The 21,700-nt window shown below is 62.9% G+C and carries 19 protein-coding genes and 1 pseudogene; 8 read left to right on the forward strand and 12 right to left on the reverse strand.

What is annotated here, in order from left to right:
- Window positions 1–28: 28 nt before the first annotated feature.
- Window positions 29–1,192, reverse strand: a complete 1,164-nt coding sequence (locus AC6I1W_RS11815; RefSeq protein WP_117189638.1) for a THUMP-like domain-containing protein — start codon at window positions 1,190–1,192, stop codon at window positions 29–31.
- 251 nt (window positions 1,193–1,443) lie between these two features.
- Between AC6I1W_RS11815 and AC6I1W_RS11820 the strand changes: the two genes are divergently transcribed.
- Window positions 1,444–1,869, forward strand: a complete 426-nt coding sequence (locus AC6I1W_RS11820; RefSeq protein WP_117189637.1) for a hypothetical protein — start codon at window positions 1,444–1,446, stop codon at window positions 1,867–1,869.
- A gap of 26 nt (window positions 1,870–1,895) precedes the next feature.
- Here AC6I1W_RS11820 and AC6I1W_RS11825 read toward each other — a convergent pair whose 3' ends face one another.
- From AC6I1W_RS11825 to tsaE, 9 genes and pseudogenes are all read right to left on the reverse strand, one after another.
- Window positions 1,896–2,648 (reverse strand): ABC transporter ATP-binding protein, encoded by a 753-nt coding sequence (locus AC6I1W_RS11825; RefSeq protein ID WP_002514783.1) that lies wholly within the window; start codon window positions 2,646–2,648, stop codon window positions 1,896–1,898.
- A complete protein-coding gene (locus AC6I1W_RS11830; RefSeq protein ID WP_117189636.1) occupies window positions 2,645–3,724 on the reverse strand; it encodes a FecCD family ABC transporter permease in 1,080 nt (359 codons plus the stop codon). The genes AC6I1W_RS11825 and AC6I1W_RS11830 overlap by 4 nt, the downstream gene beginning before the upstream one ends.
- Window positions 3,725–3,746: 22 nt before the next feature.
- The gene (locus tag AC6I1W_RS11835; protein WP_117189635.1) at window positions 3,747–4,916 is read right to left on the reverse strand and encodes an ABC transporter substrate-binding protein; all 1,170 of its coding nucleotides are present in this window, start codon (window positions 4,914–4,916) and stop codon (window positions 3,747–3,749) included.
- A gap of 124 nt (window positions 4,917–5,040) precedes the next feature.
- Window positions 5,041–5,532, reverse strand: coding sequence for an NUDIX hydrolase (locus AC6I1W_RS11840; protein WP_117189634.1), 492 nt, complete (start codon window positions 5,530–5,532; stop codon window positions 5,041–5,043).
- A 176-nt stretch (window positions 5,533–5,708) separates the two neighbouring features.
- Window positions 5,709–7,043 carry a C1 family peptidase gene (locus AC6I1W_RS11845; RefSeq protein ID WP_270236376.1) on the reverse strand — a complete coding sequence of 445 codons (1,335 nt, stop codon included), beginning with the start codon at window positions 7,041–7,043 and terminating at the stop codon, window positions 5,709–5,711.
- 132 nt (window positions 7,044–7,175) lie between these two features.
- On the reverse strand, window positions 7,176–8,219 hold the full coding sequence (gene tsaD / locus AC6I1W_RS11850; protein WP_493536997.1) for a tRNA (adenosine(37)-N6)-threonylcarbamoyltransferase complex transferase subunit TsaD: 1,044 nt from the start codon (window positions 8,217–8,219) through the stop codon (window positions 7,176–7,178).
- On the reverse strand, window positions 8,212–8,673 hold the full coding sequence (rimI, locus tag AC6I1W_RS11855) for a ribosomal protein S18-alanine N-acetyltransferase (protein ID WP_065673596.1): 462 nt from the start codon (window positions 8,671–8,673) through the stop codon (window positions 8,212–8,214). Before rimI ends, tsaD begins: the two co-directional genes overlap by 8 nt.
- Window positions 8,670–9,338: a tRNA (adenosine(37)-N6)-threonylcarbamoyltransferase complex dimerization subunit type 1 TsaB gene (gene tsaB, locus AC6I1W_RS11860; protein WP_065673595.1), complete on the reverse strand. Its 669-nt coding sequence runs from the start codon at window positions 9,336–9,338 to the stop codon at window positions 8,670–8,672. Before tsaB ends, rimI begins: the two co-directional genes overlap by 4 nt.
- Window positions 9,338–10,229 (reverse strand): annotated as a pseudogene (gene tsaE / locus AC6I1W_RS11865) (tRNA (adenosine(37)-N6)-threonylcarbamoyltransferase complex ATPase subunit type 1 TsaE). Before tsaE ends, tsaB begins: the two are co-directional and overlap by 1 nt.
- Window positions 10,230–10,416: 187 nt before the next feature.
- Here tsaE and AC6I1W_RS11870 point away from each other — a divergent pair.
- Window positions 10,417–11,097 carry an HNH endonuclease family protein gene (locus AC6I1W_RS11870; protein WP_171048627.1) on the forward strand — a complete coding sequence of 227 codons (681 nt, stop codon included), beginning with the start codon at window positions 10,417–10,419 and terminating at the stop codon, window positions 11,095–11,097.
- 27 nt (window positions 11,098–11,124) lie between these two features.
- Here AC6I1W_RS11870 and AC6I1W_RS11875 read toward each other — a convergent pair whose 3' ends face one another.
- Window positions 11,125–12,594 carry a DEAD/DEAH box helicase gene (locus AC6I1W_RS11875; RefSeq protein WP_117189375.1) on the reverse strand — a complete coding sequence of 490 codons (1,470 nt, stop codon included), beginning with the start codon at window positions 12,592–12,594 and terminating at the stop codon, window positions 11,125–11,127.
- A 1,372-nt stretch (window positions 12,595–13,966) separates the two neighbouring features.
- Here AC6I1W_RS11875 and AC6I1W_RS11880 point away from each other — a divergent pair.
- Window positions 13,967–15,106: a glycosyltransferase family 4 protein gene (locus AC6I1W_RS11880; RefSeq protein ID WP_117189377.1), complete on the forward strand. Its 1,140-nt coding sequence runs from the start codon at window positions 13,967–13,969 to the stop codon at window positions 15,104–15,106.
- 67 nt (window positions 15,107–15,173) lie between these two features.
- Here the strand turns inward: AC6I1W_RS11880 and AC6I1W_RS11885 are convergent, their stop codons facing one another.
- A complete protein-coding gene (locus AC6I1W_RS11885) occupies window positions 15,174–16,619 on the reverse strand; it encodes an NAD(P)H-hydrate epimerase (protein ID WP_021107825.1) in 1,446 nt (481 codons plus the stop codon).
- A gap of 188 nt (window positions 16,620–16,807) precedes the next feature.
- On the opposite strand from AC6I1W_RS11885, the gene AC6I1W_RS11890 reads away from it, so the two are divergent.
- From AC6I1W_RS11890 to AC6I1W_RS11910, 5 genes are all read left to right on the forward strand, one after another.
- Window positions 16,808–18,967, forward strand: coding sequence for an alpha-galactosidase (locus tag AC6I1W_RS11890; protein ID WP_117189378.1), 2,160 nt, complete (start codon window positions 16,808–16,810; stop codon window positions 18,965–18,967).
- A gap of 28 nt (window positions 18,968–18,995) precedes the next feature.
- The gene (locus AC6I1W_RS11895; protein WP_462552811.1) at window positions 18,996–19,475 is read left to right on the forward strand and encodes a carbohydrate ABC transporter permease; all 480 of its coding nucleotides are present in this window, start codon (window positions 18,996–18,998) and stop codon (window positions 19,473–19,475) included.
- Between the two features lie 49 nt (window positions 19,476–19,524).
- Window positions 19,525–19,905 carry a carbohydrate ABC transporter permease gene (locus AC6I1W_RS11900; protein WP_462552809.1) on the forward strand — a complete coding sequence of 127 codons (381 nt, stop codon included), beginning with the start codon at window positions 19,525–19,527 and terminating at the stop codon, window positions 19,903–19,905.
- 7 nt (window positions 19,906–19,912) lie between these two features.
- Window positions 19,913–20,851, forward strand: coding sequence for a carbohydrate ABC transporter permease (locus AC6I1W_RS11905; RefSeq protein WP_065673588.1), 939 nt, complete (start codon window positions 19,913–19,915; stop codon window positions 20,849–20,851).
- Window positions 20,852–20,906: 55 nt separating this feature from the next.
- On the forward strand, window positions 20,907–21,700 hold a 794-nt coding region (locus AC6I1W_RS11910), incomplete at its 3' end, for an ABC transporter substrate-binding protein (RefSeq protein WP_497743569.1).

A 21,700-nucleotide genomic window follows, 5' to 3' on the forward strand; every position in this document is an offset into this window, starting at 1 on the left:
TAGGTCGATTCTGGATACGGCTGGAGGATCAGCGCATTCGATCACACACCAAAACCTTGGCGTTTTTCCTTGTCGGAGTGCAGATGAGAGTGATGGAACGTGGCCCAGAGGGCTTGAGCTTTCGTCGCCACGCGACGGGATCGACGTCAACACCACGCTTCTTGATCTCGAGGGTTCCGACGCGGTGATCACGCACCCAGGAACGCAGCGTCTTGACGTCGAGAGGGAGCACCTCCTTGACGGCAAACCACGTCAGCCACGGAGAATTCACCGGGGCATCTGCAGTGAGGTAGGCGATGCCGTCAGACACCGTGTGCAGCGAGTCGTCAATCGCCGAGAGACTGCCTGCCCGAATGGCTGCCGGGTGAGGTTCAGCCACGAAGGGGCCCAGATCACCAACGTCCGGATCAGGTAGTGCACCGGGCAGCTCACGGGTCGTCTCGGGGCTGACGAGAATGGCACGATCCCCTGACCAGCGGTCGCCAAACCCGGACCACAACGTCGCCTCAACCAGATCCCCACGATGACCCACGTAGGTGACGGGCAGGTCCGGCAGTTGGGAGCGATCGACGCCTGGTCCAAGCTTGACGACGGTCGGCGTCGACGTGATCACTTTCTCAACGAAGGACCATGGCGGCTGCACGTCCTCCAGGCGCCAGGTCCGCCCTCGACCAGTGCGTCGAGCAGGGTCGAGCATGACGACCGTGGAGTCTGACGCATCCTTGAGCAGGTCATCAACGACCTCTGCGGCATCGGCGCACAGCACGTTGACTCCGGGCAGATTGTGACGGGCCAGTTCAGCGGTCGCCGGGTCGATCTCGACGGCCGTCACCCTCAACCCGGCATCGAGGCAAGCCCGGGAGTCTGCACCACATGCGCAACCCAGGTCCACGACGTCCGTGAAACCTGCCGAGACCAGGCATTTTGCACGCCACAGGGAGACGTCGCCACGGGTGGCCTGCTCGAGTCCGTCACGGGTCCACAACATGTCTGCACCGACCGGACCAACCTTGCTGACGGCTCGACGTCTCAGGCTGATTTGGTCGAGGGCTGCGGCGGCGAGATCGGCATCCATGTGACGACGCAATCTGGTCGCGGCGGACAGCGAATCTGGATCAGACTCGGCGTCGGCGAGGTCGAGGGCGTCGATCCCTTCATCGCTGGCCAGACGGCGTGCCACGGTGAGATCCACGGTGCCACCATAGAGGTACTTTCGAACCGTTTGGGTACAGTCTTCGGTCGAGACATCGCTTTGCACTGTTTCCCGCACGAGGAGTAACTAATACCGTCGTGGCCATCACCACTTACGAGAACCGATCGAGATTCACCCAGCGCCTGCAATCCTGGGGGTCCAGGAACGTGACCCCTGAGGACGATCTTTCGCGCCGTTCTGCAGGGTGGTACGTCCATCACTTCATCGGTTCAGCCTTCCAGCTCGGAGCCATGGCGACGACCTACTATGCGTCGCGCACGGAACCCCTCAACATGGATGCCCACACCAATGTCAGCTGGGCGCTGCTCTTTATTGCGATCATCGTGATTCCCGGCTTGTTGACCTTTGTGGAATCTTTCGTTGAACCGGACGGTTCTGGGCAGGACGTCGTCGCTGGGGTCACCATCATGCTGGCTCTCGGCGGGATTATCACGATGGGGGTCCTCGCGGATACCCCAATCGTGACGACACCGGTACCGTTCTCGATCCTGTTGCCGGTAAGCCTCGCGCTCACAGCCATTGCCCCATGCAGCCTGCCAGGGAGCAACCCTCGAGCAGACAGTATGTTTACGGAAACTCACTACGGAGCGTGGAGTTCTCGCTGGGTGGCTCCGGTGGTTTGCCTCATTCTGTGGATCGTCAGGCTAGCCAGCTGACCAAGATAACGCCCGCAATTGACGGATTACGCGGTTACCACTGGACGAACGACGGGGATGCCGTCGTCGCTGAGCACCCGGGCACGGAACCCATAGACGCGCTCCAACACGTCCGGGGTGAGGACTTCCGAGGGTGATCCTTCGGCATGCACCCCGCCCTCGTGTAACAACACCAGGCGGTCACAGTAACAGGCAGCCAGATTCAGGTCGTGGAGGGCGACGATTGCCATCCTGTGCCCGCTGTCAACGGCTCTGCGCACTAGGCGCAACACCTCGATCTGATTGTGCAGATCTAATGCAGAGGTGGGCTCGTCGAGCAGCAAGACCTGAGGATCTCGAACTACCATCTGCGCCAACGCCACCAATTGCCGTTGTCCGCCAGACAGCTGGGAAATGAAGCGGTGGGCGATATGGGCAATACCGACGCGCTCCAAGACATGAGCAGCACGTTCCACCGTCGCTTTGCTCCTGCTGCGAGCCGAGGTCAGGACCGACTCAAGGACGGTCAGGGATGCGGTGGCAAGCACGTCCTGGGGTAGGTAACCCACGACGTCGCGCAGTTGGGCTCCGCTGACATGGCCATCGTCATCGCTGATGATCACCTCTCCCGAGGTAGGGGTCTTCAGCCCGGCGATCGCCTTGATGAGCGTGGATTTTCCCGCTCCGTTGGGTCCGAGCAGCCCAGTGACCGTCCCCCGCTCCAGCGGACCGAGGCTCACCCCGTCGAGTACGTGACGCTGCCCGTAAGACAAGTGCAGGTTAGACAGGCGGATGTTCACGATGCCCCTCCGAAGATACGATGCCGAGTGAGGATGAGGGAAACGAATACTGGCACCCCCACTAGCGCGGTGATGATCCCAATAGGTATCGCCACCCCAGGGATGATGGTGATCGACAGGGCATGGGCGGTGGCTAGTAGGAAGGCCCCAGTAGCTGCGGAGGCAGGCGCGAAGTATCGCTGCTCCTCGCCAACCAGGATGCGGGCGACATGGGGACCGACCAGACCGACGAATCCGATGACCCCAGCAAAGGCGACGGTAACTGCTGCCAGCAGTGACGCCAGAATAAGGATTCGCGACCTCAGCCGGGGCACATTCACCCCCATGGCGGCAGCACGTTCATCTCCGAGTCTCAACGCGGTCAGCTGCCCCGAATGCCTGATCGTGATGGGAATAGCGATAGCCAGGACGGCGGCGATGATGGCATTCGAAGTCCACGTAGCCCGTTGAAGGGAGCCCATCGTCCAGAAGACGATCTGTTGGAGGGCCTCCGGGGTGGCTCGGTACTGCAAGAGCGCCAGGAGCGCATGGAATCCGAATACCAGGGCGATACCAAGCAGGATCATGGACTCCCGGCCATCTTCACGGCGGCGTGAGACAGCGGCAACAATGGCAACCGCAACAAGGGATGCCACTGCTGCGCAGACCGCCACGTTGAATTGGGAATTGGGAATGATCGTCCACCCCAAGACGATAGAGGCGGCCGCCCCAAAAGCCGCTGCTGCAGAGATCCCTAACGTGAAAGGTTCTGCCAGCGGGTTGTCCAGGATGGTCTGCATGTGCGCGCCTGCGAGCGAAAGGCACACCCCAATGAGTACCGCCATCACCGACGACGGAATGCGCAATTGCCACAGCACCATTCTGGTCTGAGCATCCACCGTGGAGGGATTGACCAGTGCTCTCAGCAGCTGGGGAAGAGTGATGTCCACGGGGCCAACCACGATGGTGACTAGGAAAGCAGCCACCGCAATGACCGAAAGCAGGACAATGGCCCAGCGCTTCCAACGGGCACGCCGGTAGTATCCCCTCACCACAGCCACCATTCCGGTGGCAGGATCCTCCGGGGCAAGGGACATGTCAGTGTTACTCACGTCGGATTCACTTCTTCAGCGTGACGAAAAACACGCCACGGTAGCCAAAAGGCAAGTAGTCCTCATGGAATTTAGCGAAATCCTTCGTTAGGTCGACACCCTTGAATTGTTTCGGATGTTGCCATGCCGCGAACTGCTCAAGTGCGAAAACATTAAAGGGAGAGTCGTAGAACTGATGATAGACGGCATGCAACTTTCCATCCTTCGGGGCCTTGAGTAAGGAAAATCCCGGGGTCTTGAGCAGGCCAGCCAAGGTCCTCTGTGCATCGTCATCAGTGACGTTATATCCAAGTTCGACGTGAGGAACAGACTCCGGTTTCTTCGGATCCTTAGCCCACGAACCACCGGTGGCGATGATGTGTTCGGGTTGGGTTGCCACAATCTTCTCTGGGGTGACGTCACCTGCAGATGTCCGAAGGAGGTCCACCCCAAGGTTGTGGCCTCCGGCAGCGGTGATGACGTCGCCCAGATTGAGATTCGCATAGGTGGAGCAACAGTCCTTAAGCCCGGCAGCACGCCACAGAAATGTGCGAGGTTTGTCACTTTCCCGGGAGACTCTTTGTGACACGTCATCAACCTTTGATTGATAGAATTTATTGAATTCCTTAGCTCGGGAAATAGCCTTTCCACCAAAGATTTTACCGAGTGTCGCCATCGATTTCGTGGTGTTTTCTAGAGGCTTCCTGCGGAAGTCGATGAAAACATGGGGAAGCTTGGCTTGGTCCATTTTCTGAAGAAATCCAGCCTTCTCCGCAGCCTCTTTCTGGTCCAGAGTCATGACCACCGCATCGGGCTTGAACGACAGCATATTCTCCACAGTGACGTCCCCCTTCTCGATACTGCCAATCATCGGAAGTTTGCTCACCTGTGGGCGGGCCTGACGCAATGCAGATTCGAAGCTGGGCGCCGCCTTGTGTAAATCAGCGCCGATGGCTACCACATCCTTAGCCGGATTCTCCTTGTTCAGGACACTGGTGGCCATCAGCGCGCGCCCCTCAGCCAAAAGAATGCGCTTAGGTTGGGCGTCAAAGGAAACCGTGCGCCCTGCAACATCGGTGACACTCAGAGCGGGAGTATGGCCACTCGACGCCTTCTCCTGGGCACCACCGGCGCAGGCACCAAGACCTAACGTAAGAGCAATCGTGGCAATGGCGCCGAGAGTTCTTGTGACATTCATGATGGTGGCGGGCCTTCCTGTGGGGGCGTACAGCGTCAATACAAAGTGGGCTTAAGGTTAGCTTTACCTAAGCCTTGGTGCAAGCATGACGCCGCGCATCCACGAAGCCCCCAGCGTCAAAGGTTTACACCGAGTATGACCACCCGGTCGGTCGACCATCGTGATAGGGCAGACAGCCGTGGAACTGCGGAACATCAGGATCAAAAACCAGCGGCAGAAAGTAGCGGTCCCCCTCCCACATCGGTAACTCGTCGAGCGAATCGACGCGCTCCCAGGTCAGTGGCCCCTCTTCATTGGCGTCAGGGATGGCGTCGGCAATGGGATGCCACGAGTCGACGAGGAAGATAAATCCGAAATGGTCCTCTCCGTGCCGCCCGAACCCCGGCCACGAGACGGTGCCACGTAGGCGCATGGCGTCAACCTCGATCGCAGCCTCCTCGCGCAATTCGCGCTTCATGCCAGCGACGACATCCTCCCCCGGTTCCACCTTGCCTCCCAGCCCGTTGTACTTGCCGAGCTGCTCGTCGCCAGGACGTGCGATGCGATGCACCATGAGGACGCGCTCTCCGTCAGGGTGCATGACGAAGCCAAGGGTGGTGAGGATCGGGGTCATCATGGAGACATCCTCTCAAAGTGACGGAGACGGATGGTAAGCGAAAAGCAGCCTCGACCAGTCACGACAGCTGGCAGAGTCTCCCCGACTTGACGGATTCTGCACGCGCGACAGGAATGCCGACACGGATCTGCCCGCCCGCGTTCCTGCGGGCGGGCAGATCCGTGTCGGCAGAGGACTCACATCATGTCGTACTGCGGCAAGACGATCGGCTCCTGGTCGCACGCCTCGGCAATCTCCTCGGCCACCCGGGAGCGAGGCACGATGACGTTGTAGACGTACTCGTCGAACCACGAGTCGTTCATCGTGAAGAACCCCTTGCGGCCCACCTCGTCACCCCAGGAGTTCTCAACCCGCCAGCGCACCGGGACACCGTCAACGAGGTCCACACCGACAACGGTCATGGCGTGGGTGCCACCAGACTCGCGCAAGCGCAACCGCTCGGCCTTGGACATTTCCATGTCGATGCCGTAAAGGGCCTCGTAGTCATGCAGCTTCGCATCCCAGATGCCCAGGTCCTTGTCGAACTGCTTCTTGACGTCGCAGGCGAACCAGACCGGCTCGCCTGCTGCGATGGAGTCGATGACCGCCTTCTTCATGACGTCCAGCCCTACCGACAGGTGCCAGTAAGGGGTGCCACCCTCCATGTACGGGGTGTGCTCATGGACGTAGGTGCGACCGACCGGGTGCTCCTCACGTGGGTCATGGCCGAGGCTGACCCACGGCTCGAAAGCCTGCGGCACGATCTCGTGGGCGAACTCCAGCGGGGTGTAGGTGCCCTTGCGGTGGAAGTTCTTGTCCTTGTCACGGTACTGCCAGGTGAAACTGGTGGGCGGGGTGCCGAGGTGGATCGCGAGGATCTTCCACACAGCGTCCAAGGCCTCGCCACGGGCGGCCTCCATCTGAGAGGCTCCCTCATTGGCGTCGGAATTGGTGGCTGCGTCGCGGATCTTTCCGATGGCTCGACGCAGCACCGTCGACAGGGCGCGGTTCATTTGCAGGGTGTTGCCAGCCGACTCGGTGTCGGGCATGGTCCATGAGGGCACCACGCCGTACTTGGCGACAAGGTCGGTGAACTGCATCCACCATCCGCCGTCCTCGGCCGGGTAGTCCATGATGGCGCGCACCTCTTCCTCGTCAGCGTCACGCGATGCCGTGGCGATGGCGCGAGCTAGGGTGTGGTTGGCCTTCTCGAGCTTGTCGAAGAAGGCGATGTAATTCTGCGAGAACTCGAGGTCGTCGACCTTGAGCTCGTCGATGACCTTGGCACGCAGGACGTTGAGCCCCGCGAATTCCCAGCACCGTCCGGAGTGCTTTTGGTCGGTCACCTTCCAGGAATCCAACCGCTCGGAGGTCGTCTCGTCGATGCCGTTGACCACGGTGCGATCCAGACTGACGGTGTCGGCTCCGGTGCCGGTCACCGCATTCTGAACCAGCCGCCCGGTGACGTCGTTGGCGAAGGACTCGGCGCGAAAGGCGCTGAAACTGGCATCGAGAACGAAGGGTTCACTCATTCCTCATCCATTCCTGTCGATTACTGATGCCCCACAGAATGGCACAGCGAGGCAAACGACGAGCGGGTTCTGACCAGCAGTATTCAAGCGGCTTCGCGTTCACCTCCCAGAAGACCGTCGGCATCCACCACCTCAGACGATCACCTTTTCAATGGGCAGCCCGGAATCAGCGGAGATGTCCATCGACGACGGCGGCAGGCCAGCCTTGACGACCTGCACACCGAGAGCAGCGATCATCGCCCCATTGTCGGTGCACAGCCCCGGACGCGGGCGTCGCAGCTCGACTCCAGCAGCCTCCATCCGCTCGGCGAGCAGGGTGCGCAGCCGCGAGTTCGCCGCCACTCCCCCACCGATGAGGAAGTGCTTGAGGTCGTATTCCTGGCACATGTCGACGGCCTTGGCGGTCAGCACGTCGGCAACGGCCTCCTGGAAGCTGGCGGCGACGTCGGCCACCCGGAACTCGACCCCGTCGCGCTGCTGGGTCTCGACCCAACGACTCACCGCCGTCTTGAGGCCGGAAAAGGAGTAGTCGAAGCGGTGCTCGACCATGTCGTGACGGGCCGTCAGTCCGCGCGGGAATCGGATGGCCCTGGGATCTCCCTCGGCAGCGGCCTTGTCGATGACCGGGCCCCCTGGGTAGGGCAGGCCGAGGACGCGGGCAACCTTGTCGTAGGCCTCGCCAGCGGCGTCGTCAATCGTCGAACCCACCTCGACGACGTCGGTCGCGATGTCATTGACCCGCAGCAGGCTGGTGTGGCCGCCCGAGACGAGCAGGGCACCGCACGGCATCGGCAGGTCCCCGTGCTCGAGCAGGTCGACGGCGACGTGTCCGGCCAGGTGGTTGACGCCGTAAAGCGGCTTGTTGAGCCAGCTTGCCAGCGCCTTGGCAGCCGACAGACCGACGACCAACGCCCCTGCCAGACCGGGACCCGCCGTCACGGCGATGCCGTCGAGCTCGGACAGATCCACCCCGGCGGTGGCCGTGGCCTTCTCCAGCACCGGGACGATCGCCTCCAGGTGGGCACGCGACGCCACCTCGGGGACGACCCCGCCGAAGCGCACGTGCTGCTCCATCGAGGATGCGACCTCGTTGGCGAGCAGGTCATTGCCACGGACGATGCCGACTCCGGTCTCGTCACAGGACGACTCGATGCCCAGGATGAGCGGTTCAGACATGGTTCTCCTCGGTTGTGGTCGCGGGCAGGTCGACGGACATGACGAGGGCGTCAACCCCGCCGCCGTAGTAATTGGGACGCTGGGAAATCGTCTCGAATCCGAAGCGTTGGTACAAGGAGATGGCCGGGTCATTGTCTCGGCGCACCTCGAGCATCATGGTGCGGCACCCCCGGGAGCGTGCCCAGTCGATGCCACGAGAGAGCAGTTCGACGGCCAGTCCTTGCCCCCGTGCCACGGGAGTGACCATGATCCGGTCAAGATCGGCGACGTCGAAACCGTGGAAGGTGGCGACGGCCGCGACCTCGTCCTCCCCGGCGACCAGCGTGAGGCGGTGGTCGGCCGGCGATATTTCCTCGGCCCAGGAGGTCCGGGACCACTGCCGGGACGTGTCGAAGCTGGCCTGCTCAACGGCCATGATGGCATCGAGATCAGCCGGGCTGGCGACTCTGGTCATCGCTTGATGCCGGGCAGGGTCAGGCGAGTCGGGGTCAGGGTGGCCTTGCGCGTCGTCGGGACGGTGGCGTCGGGATCTCGCAGGTAGAGCGGCTCCAGACCGACGTCGGGCATGGTCTGCCAGGACGCGGCGAGCACCCCGGCGTCCAGACGCTCTGGGGATCCGGGGGCGGGCGTCAGACCGCGAACCGGGCATCCCGGACCGCCGACCGGAATACCCTCGGGCAGTTCCTCGGGCCGGGTGACGTTGGGTCCGTCGAGACGGTTGCCGGAGGCGTCGTAGCGACCCCAGTACAGCTCGTGACGACGGGCGTCGGTACACACCACGAACTCGCCGTCGACGCCGCCGTCAGCCCACTGGCGGGCCAGGACGTCGAGGGAGCACACCGGGTGAGGGGTGAGGTCAGCCAGGTGGGCGAGCACTCGTCCGGTGGCCACCCCGACGCGCAGTCCGGTATAGGGGCCAGGGCCGACGCCGATGGCCACGTCACCGATGTCGGTCAGGGCGATCTCGGCCTGCTCACACGCGGTGTGGATGAGGGGCATGAGCTGCTCGGCGTGGGCGCGAGGGTCGTCGTGGTGCAGGCTGACGAGCACCTGCGACCCGCGCGCCAGACCGACGCTGACGGCCGTCGAGGTGTCGATTCCCAGAACGATCGTGTTCATCAGATGTTGTCTCCGGTCTCGTCAGGGGGTGGTGCCAAGGGGAAATTCGGACAGTGGCGACAGGTCGACGTCCTGCCAGCGGGGGCCGAAACCTTCCAGGTAGACCACGCGGGTCCCGTCGGCGGGGTCCCCGCTACGACGGATGTCAATGTCCAAGTGGGAGCCGCCGAGGTCCTCAGCGATACCGGCTCCCCACTCAATGAGGGTGACGGCCTGGTCCATGGTCTCGTCGAGGTCCAGGTCGACCAGTTCTGCGGCTGACCCGAGACGGTAGGCGTCGACGTGGACGAGTCCCGGGCGCCCGTCAACTCCGGCATGGCGTCGGGCCAGCACGAAGGTCGGGGAAATGACCGGCCCCTCGACCCCCAGACCCAGACCGATCCCCTGGGCCAGGGTGGTTTTCCCGGCCCCTAGGTCTCCGGAGGCCAACACGATGTCACCGGCGCGAAGCTCGGTCGCCAGAGTGGAGCCGAAGGAGTGCATGGCCTCGGTGGTGGGGACGACGAGGCGGGTGGGCAGCACACGCACCCAGTCGTCACCGTCACGCTGATAGGCGGGGCTGGGAGCGGACTGCATGCAGGAGACGACGAGGATGCGCGACTCCAGGTCGGTGGCGATCTGCTCGGCTCCCTGGACGAGGGCCGCGGCGATGTCGTCGTCGGGAGCGGCCAGGACGAGATCAGCGACCTCGGCATGACCACCGTCGTCGACGAGATGGGCGAGGCCGGCGGTCGCGGCGCCACGGCGTGCCGTAATTCCGATGCCCCGGGTCAACCAGGTGGACACGGTCGTCTCGTCAAGGTCGAGGGCGCGCGCCAAGTCAGCGGCTTCCTCGGGAGTTGCGACCGCGAGTTCCGGGGTCACGTCCTGCGGGCTCGTCTGTTCATCCACAAGGCATCAGGATAGTCCGCGAAACGCGCCGGGCTCTCGTCGTCCGGGTGCCGCTACCCAGGCGTGGCAGACGTGTTCGCCTTAACCCTTCTGCTGAGTCGGTGGTCGCGAGTAGCGTCAGGCCACCGGTTGTCGAGATTGTGAGGGTGATGACATGGAGACGCGGACTCGTCGGCGGTGGGAGTGGTTGGTGCTGATCGTCGTCGCAACGTTGGCTCTCATCGGCGTCTATCGCCGGGCCGCTCCTCACGAGGGATCGACGGCCTACGGACAGGCGGCCGAAGTTCTCGGACAGCTTCCCGTCAAAGGGCGCGCACCCATGACGGGATACTCCCGCGAACAGTTCGGACAGGCATGGAGCGACAGCTCCGACCCCGTCCTGACGAGCCCGTGGGGGCACAACGGCTGCGGCACCCGGGATGACGCCCTGGCCCGCGACCTCGTCGGGGCGAAGCTGAAATCCGGCAGCCGGTGCCGCGTTGTGTCCGGGGAATTGCACGATCCCTACACCGGCCGGACGATCAGGTGGAAACGTGGGCGCGAAACATCGGCCGTCGTACAGATCGACCATGTCGTCGCGCTGGGAAACGCCTGGGTCACCGGGGCCCAACAGTTGCCGATGGACCGACGCCAGGCGCTCGCGAACGACCCCCTCAACCTGCTGGCCGTCGAGGGACGGGCCAACCAGCAGAAGGGAGCCGGGGATGCGGCGACGTGGCTACCGCCGAACAAGTCCTACCGCTGTGACTACGTGTCTCGTCAGATCGCGGTGAAGAAGAAGTATCACCTCTGGGTCACCTCGGCGGAACGCAACGCGATGGTTCGGGCACTGTCGACGTGCCCGAACCAGCCGTTGCCCGCGAGGTGACTCCGCCTCGATTCATTAGGCGTCGGATCACCAGGTGTCGTTGCCGGAGCGACCGTACCTGGTCTCGATGTCGCGACGACGTCCGTCATGTCCACGGGAGTTGTGACCGCGAGAATCGTGTCCACGATCATGGCCGTGACCACCGCGACGATCCCGGTCGTAACCGCGACCACCGCGGTTGCGTCCGCCCTTGCCACGGCCGGGCTTGCCGTCACGGGACTTCTTGCCGCGCTGCTGCTTGGGGGCGACGAGGGCCTCGTAGTCTTTCTCGTCGATCGGCGCGCCCAGGGCCGGGCTGCAACCGGCCACCTCGGCGACGTGGTCGTCACCCATCACGACCTGGGCCTCGACCGGCTTGACACCGGCCTGACGGTACAGACGCGACATGCTGCGGCGCTGGTGCGGCAGGATGAGCGAGACGACGGCCCCGTCGTGCCCGGCGCGAGCAGTACGACCGGAACGGTGCAGGTAGTCCTTGGAGTTCATCGGCGGGTCAACCTGCAGCACCAGGGTGACGTCGTCAACGTCAATGCCTCGGGCCGCGACGTCAGTGGCGACCAGGACCGGCAGGGAGCCGTCCTTGAAGGCCGCCAGTACGCGGGCACGGGCACCCTGGGTCAGACCACCATGTAGGGCACCGGCCATGACGCCGGCCTCACGCATCTGCTCGGCCATCCGGGATGCGCCCCGCTGAGTGCGGGCGAAGACGATGGTGTGACCGTCGCGGTTGGTGATCTCGCACATGAGCCCAACCTTCTCGTGCGGTTTGATCTGGAAGGCGTGGTGGGTCATCGTCGAGACCGATCCCTTGTCGGGGTCGATCTCATGGGTGACCGGGTCGTGCATGTAGCGCTTGACCAGCTTGTTGACGGCACCGTCGAGGGTTGCCGAGAACAGCAGGCGCTGGCCCTCGGAGGGGACGGCGTCGAGGATCGACCCAACGGCCTCCATGAAACCCAGCTCGGCCATGTGATCGGCCTCGTCGAGGACCGTCACCGTGACGCCGGACAGGTCGGCGTCACCGGTCTCCAGCAGATCGACGAGGCGTCCCGGAGTGGCGACGACGAGGTCAACACCCTTCTTGAAGGCCTTGGTCTGCGGGCCGTAGCTCATGCCACCGGCGATGAGGATGGTTGATAGACCCATTGACGAGGCCAGCGGCGACAGCACGTCGGCGATCTGCATGGCCAGTTCGCGGGTGGGCGAGAGGATGAGGGCGCGCGGACGCTTGTCCTCGCGCGGCTCGGTGGATAGACGCGACAGCAGCGGAACGCCGAAGGCCAGGGTCTTTCCCGAACCCGTCGACGCACGACCCAGCACGTCACGCCCGGCGATGGCGTCCGGGATGGCGGCAATCTGGATCCGGAAGGGCTCGGTGATGCCCGTGGCGGCCAGGGCGGCGACGATCTCGTCAGGAACACCGAGGGCCGAGAATCCACCCTCGTGATCGATACCGGACACGTCCAGATCGGTCAGCTCAGTGGCCTTCCAATTCATGTTGTCGGCGTCGTCGTGATCGGCGTGCCAGTCGCTGCGGTCCTCGCGACGACGATCGTCACGGCGATCAGACCAGCGGTCGTCGCGGCGACGGTCCTCGCGGAAGTCACGGTTCTTCTGGAAGTCCCGACGGTCGCGGTCGCCGCGGTAACCGCGGTCATCACGGTTTCCGTGATCCCGACGGTCGTCACGGCGATCATCGCGCCAGTCGTTGCGACGCTGACCACGACGGTCATCACGCCAGTCGTCACGATCCCACCTCGAGCCGCGACGATCGTCATGCCTCCAGTCACGGTTGGCACGGTTGTTGGGACGACGCGACTTGCGGGGACGGAACTCGCCGTCATCGGACCAGCGATGGTCGTTACGGCGTTCATCGCGACGATCCCAGCGGTCGCCCCGGCGTCGGTCGCCGTCACGGCGGTCATGGCGGCGGTCGTCACGACGATCGGACCACTCATCGCGGCCGCGTCGATCCTGGGAGTAGCGACGATCTTTGCCAGCCCCATCCTCGCCGCGACGAGAGTCCTCACGGGGAGTCCATGCCTCGAAGTTGCGACCGTGCGAATCGGTGTGACCGTTGCGGACCCCTCCCCTGGTGCGGGGCTTGTGACCGCGAGCGGCGCGCTCAGCGGCCGTCCAGCGACGCTTCGGGGTGCCGTCGGCCTTGAAAGACTTGGGGTTGCGTTTCTTGTTGCTCAATGGGGTCATCCCTCACGATGGACGGACTCCTCGGGCGCTGGCGGACCACGTCACCGCGCATGAGGGCGCGGCGTCACTGCACGGGTCGCGGAATCTGGCCACGACGCACCGGACCCAGCGGGTCTCGGTGACATGGAATCCTGGGTTGATTGTCTGTCTCGATGGCCGGGCGAATAGCTGCTGTGCAGGTGAATGCAGTGAATCAATCCCGGAGCCGGGGGCTCCGCCATGCCCTTAGGGCACATCGAGCAACTGAAACGCATCATGGGCCCGAGCAAGTCAGGCCGTTGCCAACGCCATCACCCTACCCAAAAAGGTCGTATCGACGAAATCAACCACATCCCTCGAGGAACGTCAGTCGCTGATGGTCGTGTTCCACGAGTAGGGACGGTGGATCGTGGAACCGAGGGCGGAACCAACCATGACCGATCCCGCGAGCGCGCACAGAACACCGCAAAGCGGAAGGCGCTCCACCCTGCACGCCTTTCCCCGTGAGCCGCAGGTGATCGCAATCGACGCGGCCACGCGGTGAGTCGCCACGACTCCCTGAAACACATGTCATTCCTCGCCTTCACGAAGCCCCAGGCGACGGCGATCTCGTCACCCCAAGTTCACCACCTCGACACCGCGACCCCGCCAAGGTGTCGCGTGTCCCGGTTACCATGAAGTTGTGCGTGTTGCGATCATCACGGAGTCATTCCTTCCCCAGGTCAATGGAGTGACGAACTCGGTCTTACGAGTGCTGGAGCACCTGCGCGACAACGGCCACGAGGCCCTCGTGCTCGCTCCCGGTGATGCTCAGACTCCCCGCGAGTACGCCGGATTTCCCGTCATCCCGTTGGCCTCCCTGCACTGGCCGGGCTACCAGGACGTCCGCGTCTCCACCAGCCCCCAGTGGACCATGGAACGCTACCTCGCCGAGTTCGAGCCTGATGTCGTTCACCTGGCCGGACCCTTCATGATCGGGTACAAGGGCGCACTGGCAGCCGCATCCCTCGGCGTCCCCGTGGTGGCGATCTACCAGACTGACATCCCCTCCTACGCCGGCCGCTACGGTCTCGGCAAGCTGGAGTTCTACGGCTGGTACCGCGTCCGTCAGATCCACTCCTTGGCAGTCGCAACCTACGCCCCGTCCACTTTCTCCCGCGATCAGCTCGTCAGCCATGGGGTGCCGCGGGTCGGCATCTGGGGTCGCGGCGTCGACAAGGTTCGCTTCAACCCGTCGAAGTACTCCCAGGAACTTCATGACAAGTGGGCTCCCCATGGTGAGGTCGTGGTCGGATACATGGGACGGCTTGCCGCCGAGAAGCGCGTCGCCGACATGGCAAACCTCGCGGACATCCCCAACACCAAGCTCGTCATCGTAGGGAATGGCCCGGCTCGATCCGAGTTGGAGAAGCAGCTTCCCAATGCCGTCTTCACCGGCGGTCTGGGCGGAGAGGAACTCCCCCGCGCGGTCGCCAGTATGGACGTCTTCTGCTCCACCGGAGAGCTCGAGACCTTCTGCCAGGCTGTCCAAGAGGCCAAGGCCTGTGGCGTGCCGGTCATCAGCCCCCGCAAGGGCGGGCCGATCGACCTCATTGACCCGTCCCGCACTGGATGGCTCTACGAGCCCGGAGACATGGCGGATTTCCGCTCTCGAGTCGTCGACCTCGTTGGTGACGATTACAAGCGTCGCGCCATGGGCGTAGCCGCCCGAGCCTCGATCGAGAACCGCACCTGGGAGAACCTGTGCAGCGAGCTCGTCGTGCATTATGAGGACGCGATCCGACTGGCCGGACGCTCGACGAGGATTCGCGCCGCCCTCTGAGAGGGTCTTGCCCGAGGAGTCCAGCACCCTGGAGCTCCTCGCGAGCCAGTACGCGCAGTGTGCTTGGTCAGCGACCCAGGACCGTCGTCACGATCCCGGGCAGCAACTCGGCAATCTGGTCGGGGGCGTACGGACCAGGCATGGAAATCGCCGTGGCAGCCTGCATCCCTGCAGCGCACACCGCCGCGTCAGCAGCATCCAGCCCCGCAGCCATGAGAGTGCCGCACATACCAGCCAGCACGTCGCCAGAACCCGCCTGAGCCGTCCATGCAGGGCCCGGCAGAGCAGCGCGGACGGTGCCGTCGGGGCGCGCCACCCACTGGATCGAGCCCTTCACCAAAACCGTCGCCCTGAAGCGTTGGGCCGCACGGACGGCTGCCGCCCGCGGGTCGGCTTCCACCTGACTCCGCTCAATCTGCAGCATCCGGGCAAGTTCACCGGCATGCGGGGTGAGCAGACATCCCTCTGGCAATTCAGCAGGCAGCAGACCCAGGGCGTCGGCGTCGATGACCATGGGGACACCGTCAGCAGCTCGCCGGATGAACCGATCGGCGTTGCCGTCGTGGGTGCCCCAGCCGGAGCCCAGAACCCATGCCTGGACGCGCCCTTCCCCAATGACGACCGAGGGGGCTCGGCTGAGGATGAAGGCCATAATGGCGGTTGGCCCGGCAAATCGCACCATCCCTGGTCCACTGCGCAGCGCTCCCAGGACACCCAACACCGCTGCACCGGGGAACCTCTCAGATCCGGTGTCGACACCGACAACTCCGCGGGAGTACTTGTCGTCGCGGACACCTGGTACCGGCCAGAGCGCGGCGATCTCGGCCAGATCGCAGTAATCGTCGACACCGTCGAGCGCATTTCCCTCGTCATCGACGAGGTCCAGGCCGATGTCATGGACCTCCAACTGTCCGCAGAACTTCGCGGCCGGATGCGTGATGTGGCACCACTTGAGACTCGAGAAGGTCACGGTGTGGGTGGCGTGGACGCAGGACTCCACCTCACCGGAATTGGCGTCCAGTCCTGATGGAAGGTCAACCGAGAGCACCGGGATCTGATGATCCCGCAGCCAACCGTCAATCCGCTCGAGGGACTGCGGGATGCCGGGGCGTCCACCAATACCAAGGACGGCGTCGATGGCGAGGTCATAGGAATGACTGGTGACCTCCCCCAGCGGTGTGCGAATGCAGCCGGCTTCCAACGCCGCCGCCATGCCAGCCTCGTGAGGCTGACCCATGACCTGGGCCACCTCGACCCGCCAACCACGCTGAGCCAGTGCAGCGGCTGCGAAGAGGCCGTCACCGCCGTTGTTTCCGCCGCCGACGAGTACGAGGACGCACTGTGTGGCTGCCCAGTCCGGCACCACGTCCCCGATGGCCCCGCCGAGGAGCAATTCCTGGGCCTTGCGGGCGACAGCATGGGCGGCGACGTCCATGAGGTCCTGGCCAGGCCGGGCGTCGAACCACCTCTGCTCAGCGGCTCGGGTGGCCTCAGCGGTGCAGACAATTGCCATGACGGTCCCTCCAGCCCCGATTGGGGTTCTCGCTACAGACTGACTTTCATTCAACCACGGCGGGAGAGCTGGGTCGGGAAGATGCGGCCCGGACGTGGCACGTTGCGGTGAAGGCATGCCTGAGATACTGTTTACGAGACTTACTTTCTAGAGAAACAAAGTCGTTCGCTCGATGACAGGAGGTCGCCATGAAGGGCACCAACATTCACTTGCACACCGCCGGAGTTTCACTCGTCATATCCGTGGTCGACGACCGTCAGGCATCAATCACTTACTGGGGCCGTGATCTCGGCCACCTCAATGCGCACCTCGCCGAGGACATGCGATCCTCGTGCATTCAGACCCAGGTCGGTAATTCCATTGACGAACCCGTACACGTCGCACTACTGCCCCAGTCCGGGGACGGCTGGCTCGGCAGGCCCGGAATCGAGGGGCATCGCGAGTCCCGCAGTGGTTTCTCTCCCCAACTCCACACCACGGCCGTCCGCCTCGACGGTCGGGAGGTCGAGGAGTTCGCTGAGGCAAGCACTGGCACCCTGGAGGTGGACTCGGTCGACCCTGATGCAGGTATCGCTCTCACCTCAACCCTGACGATGTTGCCGTCCGGCCTTGTCACCGTGAGTTCTCGCCTCAGCAACACAGGATCCGACGACTACCACCTGGACTCGCTCCAGCACTGCGCTCCGGTTCCCTTTGAAGCCAGCGAGATTCTTGACTTCACTGGACGTTGGGGACTTGAACACACTCCGCAACGCACCCCAGTCAGCTACGGAACTCACTGCCGAGAGGTGCGCCGCGGCGTCACGGGCCCCGATACCGCATGGGTCATGCACGTCGGTACCCCTGGATTCGGGTTCCGTCATGGTGAAATCTGGGCGACTCACCTCGCCTGGTCGGGAAATAACCGCTACTACGTCGAAAAGCTCGTCCAAGGATTCCAGGTGATGGCTGCTGGGGAGATCCTGCTACCCGGCGAGGTCGTCCTGCACCCCAGGGAGAGCTACACCTCACCCGACCTCTACCTCAACCATGCCATCGGCCTCGACGGGGTCGCCGCACGCTTCCACGATCATGTCCGTCACAACCTGCACCCGTTGGCCCCTGATCGTCCGGTCTCCTTGAACGTCTGGGAAGCCGTCTACTTCGACCAGAATCTCGACAAGCTCATCACCCTTGCGGACCGCGCTGCCGCCGTCGGCGTCGAGCGATACGTCGTTGACGACGGGTGGTTCGGTTCCCGCCGAGACGACCGCTCCGGACTGGGAGACTGGACTGTCTCACCTGACGTGTGGCCTAACGGTCTCCACCCGTTGGTCAACCACGTGAAATCCCTCGGCATGCAGTTCGGACTGTGGTTTGAACCCGAGATGGTCAACGAGGACTCCGACCTGGCTCGCAATCATCCGGACTGGCTCATGGCCCCCGGGGAGCGTCTCCCCCGCCAATGGCGTCACCAGCAAGTGCTCAACCTCACCATCCCACAGGCGTGGCAGTACATCCATGACAGTGTCGCGGCGATCATTGAGGAGTACGGGCTCAACTACATCAAGTGGGACCACAACCGAAACCTTCTCGAGTCGGGCACCCGCGCGACCGGTGTACCCGCCGTGCACGAACAGACACTGGCGACTTACCGACTCATCGAGACTTTGTTGGCCGAACACCCCGGCCTGGAGATCGAGTCATGCTCGTCAGGTGGTTCTCGCGTCGACCTCGAACTGATGCGCCGCTGCTCTCGAATCTGGGTGTCCGACTGCATTGATCCGTTGGAGCGTCAGACGATGCTGCGCTGGGCCAAGCAGCTCCTCCCTCCGGAGTTCCTGGGAAGTCACATCGCGTCAGCCACCTCCCACAGCTCCGGTCGTACCCATGACCTGTCCTTCCGTGCGGCGACCGCCATCTTTGGACACCTTGGCATCGAGTGGGACATCACTTCCATCGATGACGACGAGCTGGCTGAGCTCAAGGAATGGATCGACTTCTACAAGGAGAACCGTCAGTTCCTCAACACCGGGACGGTCGTCCGGGCTGACCGCGCGGACGAGTCCCTGTGGCTGCACGGAGTCGTCTCTCAAGATCGTCACCACGCTCTGTTCAGCCTGGTTGCCAGGTACCGCTCGCCCATGTCCCCACGCGGCAACATCCGCTTCCCAGGACTCGACCCTGAGATGACGTATCACGTCAGACCGGTTCAGGTGGGCCATCCGGTCGAGGGAATGGTCGATGCGTCATGGTTCGACGGGGTCGACCTCACCGGCGCTGCATTGGAGGCTGCCGGCATCCAGGCTCCGGGACTCAATTCCGAGCATGCACTGCTTATCGAGATCTCCGGCATGTCGAAGAACTGACGACAACAGATCACAGAAGGAAGATCACATGTCAACCCATGCCTCAACGATGAGGCGGCCACGTCCAGCACACCGCTCAGACTTGAGCCTGGCCCTGCGGTTCATCGCTCCAGCCAGCATTGGCCTGATCGTGTTCCTCATCTGGCCTCTCATCACTGGTATCTACTACAGCTTCACGAGCTATGACGTCCTCACCCCGCCTCGATGGACGGGCCTGGACAACTACCGAGCCCTCATCGCAGACGACAGGTTCTGGAATTCCCTGAAAGTGACCGTCGAGTACGTCGCCATCAACATCGGTGTCCAGACGATCCTCGCCGTCCTCATCGCCGCTCTCATGCACAGATTGACGAAGTCGACAGTGGTCCGGTCACTCATCCTCAGCCCGTACCTTGTGTCAAACGTCGTCACGGCGCTGACCTTCTTGTGGATGCTCGACATCCAGTTCGGCATCGTGAACCAGCTCATCGTCAAGCTGGGGGGGGGAGGCCATCGGTTTCTGGAGTGATCCAAAGTGGGTCATCCCGACGATCGCGTTGGTCAATGTCTGGCGAAACATGGGTTACACAGCATTGCTGATCTTCGCAGGCTTACAGGGAATCCCCGAGAACCTCTACGAGGCCGGACGAACGGACGGCGCCTCCGAGGTGTCGATGTTCTTCCGCATCACCATGCCTCTACTGCGGCCCATCCTCGCCCTGGTCCTGATCATGACGATCATTGGATCGTTCCAGGTGTTCGACACCGTCGCGGTTTCCACGACCGGCGGACCGGCCGACGCATCGAACGTGCTGCAGATGTACATCTATCAGAAGGCCTTCGGCGAGTACGACTTCGGTTATGCCTCGGCCCTGTCCGTGGCCCTGTTGATCATTCTCGTCATCATCACCGCAATCCAGTACAAGCTGACCCGCGCTGGCCAGACGGACCTGAACTGAGGGAACAATGTCATCACTTACGATTGCATCACCCAAGACCACTCAGGCCGCATCCTCGAAGCCACGCAAGAAGCGGCTGACCGTCGGACGGATCATCGGTTGGGCATTCATGCTCATCATCCTGTTCATCACACTCTTCCCGTTTTACTGGATTCTCCGAACGGCGCTGTCCAGCAATTCCATGCTCGCCACCAACCCTGATTCCCTACTCCCGGTGGGAACGAATCTCGGTGGCTTCGGGCGTGTCTTCGGCAAACAAGATGTCGCCACCGCCGTGGCACAGGGCGGTTCAGGAGCGTCGATGAATTTCTGGCGCTACCTCCTCAACTCGGTGGTCGTAGCAACAATGATCACCGTCGTGCAGACATTGAGTTGCGCCATGGCCGCATATGCTTTCGCGCGTCTGAAGTGGCGCGGCAGGGACACCATCTTTGCCATCTTCCTAGGAGCGATGATGATCCCATCGATCTTCACCCTGCTGCCCAACTTCGTCCTCATGAAGCATCTGCACCTCATCGACACCTTGCTGGGAATCATGCTTCCGACCCTGTTGATCTCCCCATTCGCAGTGTTCTTCCTCCGGCAGTTCTTCATGAACATTTCCCGCGAGGTCGAGGAAGCCGCCCTCATTGACGGCGCGTCAAAGACGCGGGTGTTCTGGCAGCTCGTGCTTCCCATGTCGTCGGCCCCCATCGCCACACTCGCGCTCCTGACCTACATCACGGCGTGGAACGAGTACTTCTGGTCGCTGATGATCTCCTACACCGACAAGTCACGCGTCCTCACCGTCGCCCTCGGAGTGTTCAGGGCTCAGTCCCCGCAGTCTGGCACCGACTGGTCAGGACTCATGTCCGCCACTCTCGTGTCTGCCCTCCCGATGCTCATCCTGTTCGCATGCTTTGCCAAGCGCATCGTGAACTCCATCGGCTTCAACGGAATCAAGTGAGTCATCAATCATGAAGGAAAAGAAGAGAAACTCCCGCAAAATCCGGTCCCGAATCATGTCACTTGCCCTCGTCGCCGCAATGGCTGCTGCGAGTGCGGGATGCAGCCAAACAACATCCAACAGGACCCAGATCGACTACTGGTTGTGGGACGCAAATCAGCTTCCCTCTTATGCGAAGTGCATCAACGGGTTTGAAGCAGAGAATCCTGACATTTCGGTTCGAATCACTCAGATCGGATGGGACGATTATTGGACCAAGCTCACCGCCAGCTTCGTCGCCGGGACAGCCCCCGACGTCTTCACGGACCATGTCGGCCGTTATCCGCAGTTCATGCGACGAAACGTCCTGCAACCGCTGGACGAGGTGGACAGCGTTGGAAAGGTCAAGCCCTCTGACTTCATGCCCGGTCTGACATCCCTGTGGACCGGGGACGACGGACACCTCTACGGGATGCCGAAAGATTACGACACCATCGCCCTGATGTACGACCAGAAGAAGCTCGAAGACGCCGGAGTGACCACGAAGGAACTGGAAACTGCGACCTGGAACCCAGATGACGGGGGCAGCCTCGAGAAGATCTTGGCCAGACTCGCCATCGATGACAAGGGACGTCGGGGCGATGACCCGACGTTCGACCCGGCGCATGTGAAGCAGTACGCGCTTGGTACTGACCCGTATTTCGACTATGCCGGCCAGACAAACTGGTCCCCCTTTGCCCTGTCGACCGGTTGGCGTCATACGGACAAGCCCACGTGGGGCACTCGATTCCAATACGACGATCCCCGGTTCATCAAGTCCATCGGTTGGTACACCGGCCTCTCTCGTAAGGGGTACATGCCCAAGATGGG

Source organism: Cutibacterium sp. KB22876, assembly GCF_059728865.1.

Bases quoted from the DNA above. Each gene is read 5' to 3' on its own strand.
- AC6I1W_RS11830 (WP_117189636.1), bottom strand. From the start codon at position 3,724: ATGTCCCTTGCCCCGGAGGATCCTGCCACCGGAATGGTGGCTGTGGTG.
- AC6I1W_RS11820 (WP_117189637.1), top strand. From the start codon at position 1,444: ATGGCGACGACCTACTATGCGTCGCGCACGGAACCCCTCAACATGGAT.
- AC6I1W_RS11845 (WP_270236376.1), bottom strand. From the start codon at position 7,043: ATGAGTGAACCCTTCGTTCTCGATGCCAGTTTCAGCGCCTTTCGCGCC.
- AC6I1W_RS11900 (WP_462552809.1), top strand. From the start codon at position 19,525: ATGGGTTACACAGCATTGCTGATCTTCGCAGGCTTACAGGGAATCCCC.
- AC6I1W_RS11905 (WP_065673588.1), top strand. From the start codon at position 19,913: ATGTCATCACTTACGATTGCATCACCCAAGACCACTCAGGCCGCATCC.
- AC6I1W_RS11890 (WP_117189378.1), top strand. From the start codon at position 16,808: ATGAAGGGCACCAACATTCACTTGCACACCGCCGGAGTTTCACTCGTC.
- rimI (WP_065673596.1), bottom strand. From the start codon at position 8,673: ATGACCAGAGTCGCCAGCCCGGCTGATCTCGATGCCATCATGGCCGTT.
- tsaD (WP_493536997.1), bottom strand. From the start codon at position 8,219: ATGTCTGAACCGCTCATCCTGGGCATCGAGTCGTCCTGTGACGAGACC.
- AC6I1W_RS11885 (WP_021107825.1), bottom strand. From the start codon at position 16,619: ATGGCAATTGTCTGCACCGCTGAGGCCACCCGAGCCGCTGAGCAGAGG.
- AC6I1W_RS11875 (WP_117189375.1), bottom strand. From the start codon at position 12,594: ATGAATTGGAAGGCCACTGAGCTGACCGATCTGGACGTGTCCGGTATC.
- tsaB (WP_065673595.1), bottom strand. From the start codon at position 9,338: ATGAACACGATCGTTCTGGGAATCGACACCTCGACGGCCGTCAGCGTC.
- AC6I1W_RS11835 (WP_117189635.1), bottom strand. From the start codon at position 4,916: ATGAATGTCACAAGAACTCTCGGCGCCATTGCCACGATTGCTCTTACG.
- AC6I1W_RS11840 (WP_117189634.1), bottom strand. From the start codon at position 5,532: ATGATGACCCCGATCCTCACCACCCTTGGCTTCGTCATGCACCCTGAC.
- AC6I1W_RS11895 (WP_462552811.1), top strand. From the start codon at position 18,996: ATGTCAACCCATGCCTCAACGATGAGGCGGCCACGTCCAGCACACCGC.